Raw genomic sequence first — 12422 nt, 5'->3', positions numbered from 1 at the left:
ACACTTATCCGCAGGTCAGGCGGGCCTCACTCCCTCACGTGCAAGCTGGAGGCGCGGACGATGAGGCGCGTGGGCAGCACCCGGGGCTGCGCCGACGGCCCCTTCAGCCCGCGGATCACGGCCATGAGGTTGGCTGCGGCGACGCGCCCCATCGACCGGAGGGGGCCGGCGATCGTCGTCAGCCCGGGATGCACGAGGGAGGTGACCTCGGTGTTGTCGCAGCCGACCACCGCCACGTCGCCCGGGACGTCCACCCCCGCCCGCCGGGCCTGATCGAGGAAACCGATGGCCACCAGATCGTTGAAGCAGATGACGGCATCCGTCGGATTCTTGCGCCACAGCTCGAAAGCGCGCCGCCCGCCCACCGTGGTCGGTTCCTCGACCCGCTGCTGGCGCACCGTCAACCGCGACAGGCGGGCGACGGTCTCCGGCGAAAGCGGGGCGCTGCGGGTGAACGGCACCGGTGCCGGATCGACGACGGCTGTCATGTTCCGGTCCGTGCTGAGGGCATGGGGGTCGACGGCGTCGAGAAGCCCCCGCCAGCGCGAGGCGTCCGCCCACGAGTCGGTCGGGCCCGCGAGATAGGTGATCGACCGCACCCCCTGACTCTCCAGGTGCTCGGCGGCCCGGATCGCGCCCTCGTAATTGTTCACCAGCACGCTGGGCACCCCCGGGACCGGGCGGTTGATGCACACCGTGGGTATCAGGCGCGCGATCTTCTGGATGTCGCCGTTGGCCAGCCGCGTCGACGCCAGCAGCAGCCCGTCCACCGTCGGCATCAGCAGCTCCACGGCGGCCTTCGCCCGGCGCACGGACTCGTGGGTGTCGGCGATGGTCAGCAGCATCCCCTCCTGGCGTGCGGCGTGCTCCGCCCCCCGGAACACCTCCTGGAAGAAGGGGTTGGTGATGTCGGCGACCACCAGCCCGAGATTCCGGGTTGCCCGCTGCGCGGACCCGGAACTGCCGGTCTCCACGTCCAGGCGGTAGCCCAGCTGCCGGGCGGCCGCACGCACCTTCTCCGCGGTCCGGAAGCTCACCCGGTCCGGCCGGGAGAAGACCCGCGACACCGTCGAGGCGGAGACCCCCGCCAACTCCGCGATGTCGTAGATGGTCACGCCGTCAGCCATGGTCTAGAGCTTAACCACCCCCGGGCGATGACGTGGGGGAGGCGAATTCCGCCGGTAGGCTGAAGCCCATGCAGCCACCCATCCCCGACTACCTCGCCGACATTCTCGACCACGTGCGCGACGACGACGGGGGACAATCCGCCGACTACATCCCCGAGCTCCGCGACGCAGATCCCAACCGCCTCGCCCTCGCGCTCTGCACCACCAGCGGGCACGTCTACTCCGCCGGGGACGGCGACGTGGAATTCACCATCCAGTCGATCTCCAAACCCTTCATCTACGCACTGGCGCTCCAGGAACTCGGGGCCGAAGCCGTCGACGAGGTCGTCGGACTGGAACCCTCCGGCGAGGCCTTCAACGAGCTCTCCCTCGACGACAACGACAACCGGCCGGTCAACCCCATGATCAACGCCGGGGCCATCGCCGTGAACCAGCTCATCAACGGGGAGGACTCCAGCGTCGACGACCGCGTGGAGAAGATCCGCGACCTGCTCTCCCGCCTCGCGGGCCGCGACCTGTCCATCGACGAGGAGCTGTGCAACTCCGAGATACTCAGCGCCGACCGCAACCTCTCCATCGCGCACATGCTGCGCAGCCACGGCATCATCCACGACGAGGCCCACGACGCAGTGCTCAGCTACACCCGGCAGTGCTCCATCCTGGTGACCACCCGCGACCTGGCGGTCATGTCGGCCACCCTCGCCACCGGGGGCGTCCAACCCGTCACCGGGGAACGGCTGCTCACCTCCGAAGTCTGCCGGCGCACCCTCGCGGTGATGAGCTCCTCCGGCATGTACGACGGTGCCGGCCGCTGGATGGCCGGGGTGGGCATCCCCGCGAAATCCGGCGTGGCGGGAGGGCTCATCGGCACCCTCCCCGGGCAGTTGGGCATCGCCACGTTCTCCCCCCGGTTGGACTCCAGCGGGAACTCCGTCCGGGGCGTGAAGATCTTCGAGCGCCTGTCCCGGGAGATGGGCCTGCACCTGATGGCGGCCGACCATCATTCCGTCCCCGGGGTCCGGTCCATCACCCGCGACGGGGACTCCACCGTCATCCGCCTCCAGGGGACCATCAACTTCACCGCCGCCGAGAACATCCTCCACGAGCTGGGCTCGCACAAACTGGGCGGGAGTGAACTGCTTCTCGACGTCTCCCGGGTCACCTCCTTCAACCGCATGGGCCGGCGCATGGTCAAGGAGGGCCTGCGCCGTCTCCGCGAGAAAGGATTCACCTGCGCCATCTACGACCCCGAAGGCGTGGTCACCGACCTGGAATTCTCCGACGGGACCTACGCGGACACGGTGGAGGCCCTCACCTGAGTGGCGGCGCTCACGTCGCCCGGATGATCCGCCCACCCCGGCCAGGCCGCCGCCCCGGATTCCCCGGCGGGGCGGCCTCGCAGGTGGCGCCTCTACTCCCGGCAAACAAAAAAGACCAGGCCGCGGGGGCCTGGTCTTATTGTGCGCCATCAGGGAATCGAACCCCGAACCCTCTGATTAAGAGTCAGATGCTCTACCAATTGAGCTAATGGCGCTTTCGTCATCCGTTCTTCCCTGTGTTCTGGGCTGTCCCGGCAACGAGGAAAAATATAACAGGCTTTGGTGTTGCTAGTAAAATCGCCAGGTCAGAAGGTGTTTTTCTGCGACTTTCTGGAACGGTGTGAACGAAGTTATTGGTGGGGTGGCCGGAGGGGCGTTACCCTGATCGTTGTACATAAGAAATCATCGATATGGTTTGTGCCGGATCAAGAGGTTGTGCGTGAAGGTCGGGATCCCCCTTGCCGGGCGGAGCAGGACAGTGTTCGTTGCGTTCGTCGCGGCGGTTCTCACAGCGGGAACGCTGACAGGCTGCACGATCGGGCAGGAGCCGGTGAGTGAGGCGCAGTCCCCGGTGGTGGAGTCGGAGCCTGCCCCGCCGCTTGTTTCGGTGGTGGACGGGGCGAAGGGCGTCGATCCCTCCGAGCCGGTGACTGTGACCTCGGCGGAGGGCCTGAAGAAGGTCACGATGACCAATCAGGACGGCAAGGTCGTCGACTCTGAGCTGTCGGCGGACGGCCGCGAGTGGTCGACAGCCGAGGATCTGGGTTACCACCGCACGTACACGATCAAGGCCGAGGACCGGGCGGGGCGGACCACTGCCACCACGTTCAGCACGGTGAGCCCGGCGTCGACGGCCGGTGTGTCGCTCGCGCCGCTGGACGGCGCCACGGTCGGCGTCGCGCAGACCGTCACGCTGCGGTTCGGCGCCGCAGTCAAGGACCGGCAGGCTGCGCAGGACGCCATCACTATCACCACGTCCCCGGAAGTCGAGGGCGCCTTCTACTGGCTGAACAACTCCGAGCTGCGCTGGCGGCCGAAGGAGTACTGGACCCCCGGCACGCAGGTGGACGTACGGGCGGACATCTACGGCGCGAACCTCGGCGGGGGAGTGTACGGCTCGCAGGACAACCGGATGAGCTTCACCATCGGCGAGGATGTGCGCACGGTGGTCGACGACGCCACCAAATCGATGACGGTCTACCGCAACGGCGAGGTCCTGCGCACCATCCCCGTTTCCCTGGGCACCGAAAAGTGGGCCACCCCGAACGGTACCTACATCATCGGCGACGAGCGGGAGTCCATGGTCATGGACTCCACCACGTTCGGTCTGGGTTACGACCAGGGCGGCTACCGCACCGAGGTGGAGTACGCGACGCAGATGTCCTGGTCCGGCATCTACGTCCACGCCGCGCCGTGGTCGGTGGGCGACCAGGGCAGCAGAAACGTCTCGCACGGCTGCATCAACGTCACCACCGAAGCCGCCGCATGGTTCCAGGACGTGGTCAAACGCGGTGACCCGGTCGAGGTGCGCAACACCGTCGGAGGGGTGCTGTCCGGCTACGACGGCCTCGGCGACTGGAACATCCCCTGGAAAACCTGGCGGGCGGGCAACGCGGACGGGACCTCCAGCTGGTGACCGCGTGGCATGGTGGGGGGCATGCGCTTTTCTGTTCTCGACCGTGCCAACGCCATCGCCGGGCTCAGTGAATCGGAGGTGCTCCAGGGCGTGCTGGAGCATGCACGCTCCGCTGAATCGCGGGGGTTCCGGCGCTTCCTCGTCGCGGAGCACCACGCCGTCCCCGGGCTGCCGGGATCCCAGCCGGCGATGCTCGCCACGGCGGTGGGGGCCGCCACGGAATCGATCCGGATCGGCACCGCGGGCATCATGCTGCCTGATCATCAGCCCCTGATCGTCGCGGAGCAGATAGCCACCCTGGAGGCCCTGTTCCCTTCGCGTGTGGACGCCGGCATCGGCTCCTCCCTCGGTTTCACCGCGCCCGTCCGCGCGGCCCTGCGCCAGGGCGACGTGGCGGAGCTGAAGAAGCGGTACCCTGATGACCTGCGGGAGCTGCTCGGATATCTGCGCGGCGAGGCGGCGGTCACCGCCCGGCCGGCCAATCACGGCGCCACGCCGGTGTTCCTGCTGGCGGGCTTCCGCTCGGTGCTGCTTGCCGCCGAACTCGGCCTCGGCGTGATCCTCGGCGGCCCCAATCAGGTCGACGCCGCCCGGCTCTACCGGCAGAACTTCCGGCCCGGGCTCATCGACGCCCCGCAGATCATCCTCTCCTTCATCATCGCCGTCGCCGACACAGCTGAGGCTGCCCGCGACCTGCTCCTCCCCGAGGCCTGGGCGCAGGCGAGGGCCCGCTCCACCGGGTCCTTCGACGGTCTGTCTCCCGTGGGGCAGCTGGAGGAAGCCTCGCTCAGCAGTCGGGAGCGGCGCCGCGTCGAGGAGGCCCTGGCGGGTGCCGTCCACGGCACCCCGGCGCAGGTCGGGGCGCGGCTCCGGGAGCTTCTCCACGCCGCCGGCGCCGAGGAAATCCTCGTCACCGGCGGCATGAGCGACCTGGCGGGCAGGGCCCGCTCGGAGGAGCTGCTGGCGGAGCTGGGCGGTTCCTAGGGGGTGGGGGAGCCGCCGGTCACACCGAGGGTCTCACCCATGACGTAGGACGCCTCGTCGGAGGCCAGGAACACGTAGGCCCCGGCCAGTTCGGCGGGCTGGCCCGCCCGGCCCAGGGGAGCATGCTGGCCGAAACCCTCGATCTTGTCCTGCGGCTGGCCGTGGCTGGGCTGGAGAGGGGTCCACACCGGGCCCGGCGCGACGGCATTGACGCGGATTCCCTCCGGCGCGAGCTGCTGGGCCAGACCCTTGGACAGGTTGTTCATCGCGGCCTTGGTCATGGCGTAGTCGAGGAGGTGGGGGGAGGGCTCGTACGCCTGGATGGAGGAGGTGAAGATGATCGAGGAACCCGGCTTGAGGTGGGGGAGGGCGGCCTTGGTCACCCGGTAGGAGCTGTAGATGTTGGACTTCATGGTGGCGTCGAAATCATCGTCGGGGATGTTCCCGATGCCGTCGTGCCAGATCTGTCGGGAGGCGTTGTTGACCAGGATGTCCAGGCCACCGAAGGCTTCGACGGTCTTCTCCACGATGGCCTCGCACTGGGCGAGCTCCTGCAGGTCGCCCGGGAGTGCCAGGGCCTTCTGGCCGGCGTCCTCGATCGCCTGGATGATCTTCTCCGCGTCCGGCTCCTCCTCGGGGAGGTAGGCGATGGCGACGTCCGCCCCCTCCCGGGCGTAGGCGATGGCCACGGCGGCACCGATGCCGGAGTCGCCGCCGGTGATCAGGGCCTTCCTGCCCTTCAGTCGGCCGTTGCCCTGGTAGGTGTCCAGGCCCAGGTCCCCCTTGGGCTCGAGTTCGGCGTCCAGGCCAGGGTGGGGCTGCGTCTGCTTCGGCGGGTCGATCTTCGGGTGGAGGGTGCGGGGGTCGCGCATGTCGGTCATGGTCACTCCTATAAGTTCGGGGCGATGTGTGACCGAGGTTACCGAAAACTGTGACGGGGTGTCGGGGACTGCTACGGTGAGTTCCGCGTGACACGGGGTGCTGCCCGCGGGCAGCTGAGAACACACCCGTCGAACCTGATCCAGTTAATGCTGGCGAAGGGAATGTCCACTGCCCCGCCGAGGCCTACCCCGGTGGGGCCCAGCGGGGTACCTTCGCCTTTCCCGGAAAGGCGTCCACATGACCACAACTGCACCAGCCCTCTCCGAGCAGATCGTGCTCGTCACCGGCGGGGCCCGCGGCCTCGGCCGGGCCATCTCGGAGGCCTTCCTGCGCGAGGGCGCGAAGGTCATCATCAACTACTTCTCCAGTGCCCACGCTGCCGAGGAACTCGCCCGGGAGCATCCGGGCCGGGCGGTCGCCATCCGGGCGGACGTCCGCGACCGCGGGCAGGTCGGGGCGCTGTACGCGCAGGCACACGCGGTTTTCGACGCCCCGGTGACCACCGTGGTCAACAATGCCCTCGTGGACTTCTCCTTCGACGGTGACGCCCGGCCGAAGGCCGACGAGATCTCCTACGGACGTTTCGAGAACCAGTTCTCCGGCGCGATCCAGGGCGCCCTCAACGTCATCCAGGCCGCACTGCCCGGTTTCGACGAGTCCGGTTCGGGCCGCGTGGTCACGATCGGCACCAACCTCTTCCAGTACCCGGTGGTCCCGTACCACGACTACACCGCCGCCAAGGCCGCACTGCTCTCCCTGACCCGCACCTTCGCCGCGGACCTCGGGCCCCGGGGCGTCACCGTGAACATGCTCTCCGGTGGCCTGCTGCGCACCACGGACGCCAGTGCGGCCACACCGGACGAGGTGTTCGACCTCATCGCGGCGTCGACACCACTGCAGTCCGTGACCACGCCGGAGGAGTTCGCCGACGCGATCCTGTTCTTCGCCTCCCCGTGGGCGCGTGCCGTCACCGGCCAGAACCTGGTCGTCGACGGCGGACTGGTGAAGGACTGACGGCGTGCACCTCAACCTCTTCGCCTTCGCCGCCGGCCACCACACCTCTGCGTGGCGCGCGTCCGACTCCTCCTCCCACAGGCTGGGTGACATCGCGTACTGGGAGCACCTCGCCCGGGTCGCGGAGCGGGGGCTTCTCGACGCCGTCTTCCTCGCCGACGGACAGTCCGCCGACCTCGGCGGCGTCGGGTCCGGCCCGCTGTGGTTCCTGGAGCCCGTGACCACGCTGACCGCCCTGGCCCGTGCCACCGAGCGGATCGGCCTGGTGGCCACCGCCTCCGCCACATTCTGGCCGCCGTTCCACGCTGCGCGTCTCCTGGCCAGCCTGGACCACATCTCCGGTGGCCGCGCGGGAGTCAACGTGGTGACCTCGATGAACGACACCGAGGCACGCAACCACGGGATGCCCGCGCTGCCCCCGCACGCCGAGCGCTACGCCCGCGCCGATGAGTTCATCTCCGTGCTCAACCGCCTGTGGGACTCGTTCCCGTCTGATGCGGTGCTCAACGATCCTTCCGCGCGGTGGGGCGACCCCGCCCGCTTGTCGACGCTCGATCACTCCGGGGACTTCTTCACGGTCGCGGGGCCGCTCAACATCCCGGCGCCGCCCCAGGGACGTCCGGTGCTCTTCCAGGCCGGGGCCTCGGAGCCGGGTCGGAATCTGGCGGCGAAGTACGCCGAAGGCGTCTACGCCGTCGCCTGGGATCTCGAGATGGCCCGGGAGTACCGCCTCGACGTGCGCCGCCGCGCCGAGGTGGCCGGGCGGGACCCCGATGAGCTCGTGGTCATGCCGGGCCTGGTCACCTACGTCGGACGCACCGGGGAGGAGGCGCGGGAGAAACAGCGTGCCCTCAACGGGCTGCTTCCGGTGGCGGACGCCCTGAAGGGCCTGTCCTACTTCATCGGACAGGACACCTCCGGTTGGGAACTCGACGTCCCCGTCCCGGAACTGCCGCCGCTGGCTGAGTTCAACGGCCCGAAGGGGCGGTACGCCACGATCCTGCGCATCATCGAGTCGACGCACCCGACCGTGCGTGAACTGCTGGGTTACCTCGCCGCCGGTGGTGGGCACGCCACCTTCGTGGGCACCCCGGAGCAGATCGCCGACGAGATGCAGCGCTGGATCGAGGGCGGTGGCGCGGACGGCTTCAACCTCATGCCGCCGTCCCTGCCGGCGGGCATCGAGGACTTCGTGGACCTGGTCATCCCCGTCCTCCAGGAACGGGGCCTGTTCCGGACGGAGTACACCGGCACCACGCTGCGGGGGCACCTGAGCGGGTAGCTCACGGCTGCGGCACCAGCCCTGCCAGACGTGCCATCCGCAACCCGGTGTGCAGGTCGCGTCGCAGGGTCCCGTCAGCGAGATCGCCGGGGACGGCGGTGCGTAGTTTGTCCAGCCGGTAGTAGAGCGTCGAGCGGTGGATGTTCAGCTCGCGCGCAGTCCGCTGGGCGTCCCCGCCGGCGTCGAGGTACGCCTCCAGGGTGGCCAGGAGAAGCGGGGAGTCGATCGTGCCCAGCAGGTCTCTCGTTGACGGCGGCAGATCGGCGAGGGTGAAGTCCTCCAGGGGCAGACGCGCCAGCGTCGCGTCCAGGCCGGCGCCGTCCCAGGTGGTCACGATCTGGTGGTCGGCGGGGGCGAGCCAGCTGGCGCGCCACGCCAGGCGTGCCTGCCCGAAGGAGTGGTGCACATCCGCGAGAGGGAGCAGCGTGCCCACACCCGCCCGGACCGGGGCCACCTGCGGCTGTTCCAGGATGCGGATGAGACGGGGGACCACCACGGGCCGGGGGAACACCAGGACCCCGACCGGGGCGTCCATGATCCCGCCGATGACCGTGGCGGTCGAGGTCTCCCGGACGAACCGGAGCGTGCGCGACACGGCCTGCGCCGCCTTCTCCCGGGCGAGGGGAGTCGGGTCGCGGGGGTCGACGCCCAACGCGACGGCGCAGTAGCCCTCGGCGTCACTGAGGAACCGTTCGGTGATGAGCAACTCGGCCGCGGACTCCCGCGCGTGCAGGTTGCCGGAGGTCAGGTCGACGGCGAGGCGGCGTGAGCGTTCCTCCCGCTCCGCGGACTCCCGGCGCCGGGCGCGGAGCAGCTCGGCGAGCTGCGGGGCGGCGTCGATGAGCGCCGGACGGTCGGCCGCGTCCTCGGGGGTGACCAGATAGCCGACGGGGTGTCGCTGCGGATCGCTCAACGGCAGGAAAGCCAGCGGTCCGACCTCGGGAAACGACTCGACCTGCCATGCCTGCCTGCTCGTGCGGGGGCGCGGCCAGGCGTCGCTGTGGGCCAGCAGGTGGAACAGGCGCCGTCGGTCTTCTGGGCTTTCGTGGATCGAATAGGCCACCACCCGCATCGAGGGGTCCATCACGGCCAGGGGGCGGCCCACGGTCTCGGCGAGATCCTGGACGGCGTCGTCAAGTTCAGGTAGTCGGTCCACATGGACACGGTAATCCATTCCGACAGAGTGTCGGAAGATCCGCGCGGAACTTGCCACACAATGCGGATGTTCTGTGACTGGTGTCGCACCTAGGCTCCTTGTCAGGCATCGTCGTTCAAAGGAGAAAACTCATGAGGTCAACCATCGCCGCCCGCCCCGGAATGCGGATCGCCATCGTCGGAGCCGGTATCGGCGGACTCACCCTGGCCGTGGAGCTGCGCCGCCGGGGACTGGACCCCCAGGTCTACGAACAGGCGTCGGAACTGCGGGAGGTCGGCGCGGCCGTCGCGCTCTCCGCCAACGCCGTCCGCTTCCTGCGAGACCGGATCGGCGTCGGCGGGCAGCTGGCCGCGGTGGCCGCCGACGTCGACGGCCTGGTCTTCCGGGACGGGCGTGACGGCCGCGTCCTCGGCCGGGTGCTCTCCCGCGAGGAGTACCACGAGCGGGCCGGTGCGCCCTACTACGGCGTCCACCGGGCAGATCTGCAGCTGATGCTCAAGGATGCCCTGGGCGAGGACGCGCTGCACCTGAACAAGCAGTGCGTGCGGGTCGACGACGGTGAGGACTCGGCCGTCCTGCACTTCGCCGACGGGGACTCCGTCGAAGCCGACCTGGTCATCGGGGCCGACGGCGTGCGTTCGCGCCTGCGCCGGGAGATGCTCGGCTACGACGACGCCCAGTTCTCCGGATGCCACGGCTGGCGCGGACTGGTGGCCCCGGACGAGGTCCCCTCCCTGCCCGACCCGGAGAGCATCCAGTTCTGGATGGGCCCCGGCGGTCACCTCCTGCACTATCCCATCGGCGGCGGCGTGCAGAACTTCCTGCTGGTGCGCAGGCACGACGGCCCGTGGGCGGACCGGTCGTGGGTCGTGCCCGCCGAAAAGGACGAGCACCTGGCGGCCTTCGAGGGCTGGGACCCGGCCATCACGGAGATGATCAGCGCCGCCCCCGCAGCGGAGCGCTGGGCGCTGTTCAACCGCCCTCCGCTGCAGCGGTGGAGTCGCGGGCGCATCACCCTGCTCGGCGACGCCGCGCATGCGATGGTCCCCCACCACGGGCAGGGCGCCAACCAGTCGATCGAGGACGCCATCGTGCTCGCGGACTGCCTCATGGAAGGCCTCGAGCAGGGGACCGGCTGGGACGACGCGCGCCAGCGTTACCAGGACCTGCGCGCCGACCGGGTGCGCCGGGTCCAGATCACCTCGCTGGCCACCGCCGATGCCCTGCACCTGCCCGACGGCCCCCTGGCCGACGCCCGCAACACGCGTCTGGGCGCGCCCGACTTCTGGGAGCGTTCCCTGGCCTGGATCCATGAGCACGTCGCCGACCGCGCGTTCGCGCCGGTGGGGGCCTGACATGAAGGGGCCCCTGGCCTTGTCTCCAAGGCCAGGGGCTCTTCTTCGGGGTGGCTGACGGGGCTCGAACCCGCGACACCCAGGATCCTGACCGGCCAGTCACGGCGACATTTCCGTATAGCTGAGACGGACACTCCCACAGACCCAGAAACTGTCCGGACACAATGGCGGCTCCCCAGTGCGACAGGAAAATGGCTGGACACGGAGACAGTCACGGTCGTGCCGGGAAACCTGACCGCCGGCTGTCGCTGGGACTGTGTGGCATGGGCGGGAAGCAGCCCGACCGGGGGCACGGCCGAGAAATAGGGCAGGAAAAGGCGGACCCCACCACTAGCCATAAGACACTCCCTAGTTGGTGTACGGGTCGTTGGCGCGGCAGTAGTCCTCGGTGTTGACCGCGATGCAGTCCATCCACCAGCCCTGGATCTCGCCGCTGGAAGGGTTCGGATTGCCGTTCTCGTCGTGCCCGTAGCCGCAGAGGTAAGCCGGACAGGCGCCTCCGTCCGCGATCGGGACAGTTGCTGGGTCCACGTACTGCTCCGTGGGGGCCGGGCTGTTCAGGGAGTTGTAAAACTCCTCCGCCGACACCGCGGCCGCTGGTCCCCACAGCTGGTCGTAGGAAGGATCGCCGCCAAGGTTGGCGGCGGTGCAGTTGGCCGGATCGTAAACCCAGGCGTCGGTCGCGCCGCACCGGTAGCCCACGCCTGTCTCAGACCAGATGCCCTGCGGGGCGGCTTCTGCCGTCGTCGGAACCTCGGCGGCATAGGCCGGCTCCGGAGACGGTTCGACGGACTCGGTCGTCGACTTCTCGCTGATGGCGGATGCCGTAGACGAGGAGGACGAGGTCGTCGATGTCTTCGAAGAGGTGGTGGTCGTGAACGTCGCAGTCGATGTGGCCGTCTCCGTCTCTGCGGTGTCGGGCGAGCCGCAGCCAGCCAGCCCGAGCGCCAGAACCACGCTGGCCAGGACGGCGATGTTCTTTCTCATTTTCATGGGGTTCCTCCGTTATCGGGCCGGATCGTCACTGTCGATACTCGCGGCGAATGATGCCTGGCCTGCCATGCACACTCACATCAGCGTCGAACGCCCGTAGTGAATCGGGCGCGGCCACCTTGCGGCCACCTCATATCTGGATGAAGGTCTGACCCCTCAACCACAGTCTTCTCGAGCTGATGCTTGGTGGCGCGCTCGGCCGCTCTGGCGGCAGTAGCCAGCACATTTCTCTTTTTCGTCTTAATTTTCATGGAAACGAGCTGATGCTTCCGCTCGCCCTGGCCCCGGGAGCTATCCCCCGTACCTGTCCTTCCCACCGTCGCCTCCAACGCCTCGGTTCTTACCGACATTTTCCCAATTACCAGGCAGTTTAGCCACCCCTTGCATCTTTTCGACCCCTTATCTGAAAAAGCATGGAGGCACCGTCGAGGCAATGAGCAAGACCGCGATGGCCCGGCCGCGCTCCCTGCACCGGCCCCGCTCGCGAGACCTCCCTTATCGGACCAGTGCTCGGAGAGGACGCTCTGACCGGTTCCTTTCCAGGCAGTGACTCTCTGGCCTCCTCTTATTTCGCCACCATGAGGCGAATGGCCATCACTGCACCCGCCCCACATTCCCGGTCGATCATTAGAGTTTCATTCTCGGACAGACATGGGCTGCATAAACATAAAGGT

General features: G+C 68.6%; 10 protein-coding genes, 1 tRNA gene and 1 riboswitch. Of the genes, 6 read left to right on the top strand and 5 right to left on the bottom strand.

All coding sequences use genetic code 11. From position 1 onward, the window contains the following. Window positions 1-26 precede the first annotated feature (26 nt). Complete coding sequence (locus B840_RS09955) at window positions 27-1127, bottom strand: LacI family DNA-binding transcriptional regulator (RefSeq protein WP_042622006.1); 1101 nt, start codon at window positions 1125-1127, stop codon at window positions 27-29. Window positions 1128-1195: 68 nt separating this feature from the next. On the opposite strand from B840_RS09955, the gene B840_RS09950 reads away from it, so the two are divergent. Next, window positions 1196-2446: a glutaminase gene (locus tag B840_RS09950; protein ID WP_042622005.1), complete on the top strand. Its 1251-nt coding sequence runs from the start codon at window positions 1196-1198 to the stop codon at window positions 2444-2446. Window positions 2447-2588: 142 nt separating this feature from the next. On the opposite strand, the gene B840_RS09945 is transcribed toward B840_RS09950, so the two are convergent. Further along, window positions 2589-2661: transfer RNA gene (locus B840_RS09945), tRNA-Lys, on the bottom strand. A gap of 335 nt (window positions 2662-2996) precedes the next feature. Between B840_RS09945 and B840_RS09940 the strand changes: the two genes are divergently transcribed. Then, window positions 2997-4082 (top strand): L,D-transpeptidase, encoded by a 1086-nt coding sequence (locus B840_RS09940; protein WP_373285118.1) that lies wholly within the window; start codon window positions 2997-2999, stop codon window positions 4080-4082. A 21-nt stretch (window positions 4083-4103) separates the two neighbouring features. Continuing rightward, window positions 4104-5066: an MsnO8 family LLM class oxidoreductase gene (locus B840_RS09935; protein WP_042622003.1), complete on the top strand. Its 963-nt coding sequence runs from the start codon at window positions 4104-4106 to the stop codon at window positions 5064-5066. Here B840_RS09935 and B840_RS09930 read toward each other — a convergent pair. Further along, complete coding sequence (locus B840_RS09930; protein ID WP_042622002.1) at window positions 5063-5947, bottom strand: SDR family oxidoreductase; 885 nt, start codon at window positions 5945-5947, stop codon at window positions 5063-5065. The genes B840_RS09935 and B840_RS09930 overlap by 4 nt on opposite strands. An 83-nt stretch (window positions 5948-6030) precedes the next feature. Further along, window positions 6031-6127, top strand: a riboswitch (TPP riboswitch). Window positions 6128-6185: 58 nt separating this feature from the next. On the opposite strand from B840_RS09930, the gene B840_RS09925 reads away from it, so the two are divergent. Both B840_RS09925 and B840_RS09920 read left to right on the top strand, forming a co-directional pair. After that, a complete protein-coding gene (locus B840_RS09925; protein WP_042622001.1) occupies window positions 6186-6962 on the top strand; it encodes a 3-oxoacyl-ACP reductase in 777 nt (258 codons plus the stop codon). Between the two features lie 4 nt (window positions 6963-6966). Beyond that, window positions 6967-8244: an LLM class flavin-dependent oxidoreductase gene (locus B840_RS09920; RefSeq protein WP_042622000.1), complete on the top strand. Its 1278-nt coding sequence runs from the start codon at window positions 6967-6969 to the stop codon at window positions 8242-8244. A gap of 1 nt (window position 8245) precedes the next feature. On the opposite strand, the gene B840_RS09915 is transcribed toward B840_RS09920, so the two are convergent. Then, window positions 8246-9400, bottom strand: coding sequence for a PucR family transcriptional regulator (locus B840_RS09915; protein ID WP_042621999.1), 1155 nt, complete (start codon window positions 9398-9400; stop codon window positions 8246-8248). 131 nt (window positions 9401-9531) lie between these two features. On the opposite strand from B840_RS09915, the gene B840_RS09910 reads away from it, so the two are divergent. Continuing rightward, window positions 9532-10755 carry an FAD-dependent monooxygenase gene (locus tag B840_RS09910; RefSeq protein WP_229676674.1) on the top strand — a complete coding sequence of 408 codons (1224 nt, stop codon included), beginning with the start codon at window positions 9532-9534 and terminating at the stop codon, window positions 10753-10755. 348 nt (window positions 10756-11103) lie between these two features. On the opposite strand, the gene B840_RS13840 is transcribed toward B840_RS09910, so the two are convergent. Then, window positions 11104-11742 (bottom strand): hypothetical protein, encoded by a 639-nt coding sequence (locus tag B840_RS13840; RefSeq protein WP_229676673.1) that lies wholly within the window; start codon window positions 11740-11742, stop codon window positions 11104-11106. Window positions 11743-12422: the final 680 nt, after the last annotated feature.

This window comes from Corynebacterium marinum DSM 44953 (assembly GCF_000835165.1).
In the GTDB taxonomy this organism is placed as follows: domain Bacteria; phylum Actinomycetota; class Actinomycetes; order Mycobacteriales; family Mycobacteriaceae; genus Corynebacterium; species Corynebacterium marinum.
The sequence above is the reverse complement of the archived record's forward strand: the minus strand, read 5'-3'. Positions and strand labels throughout refer to the sequence as shown.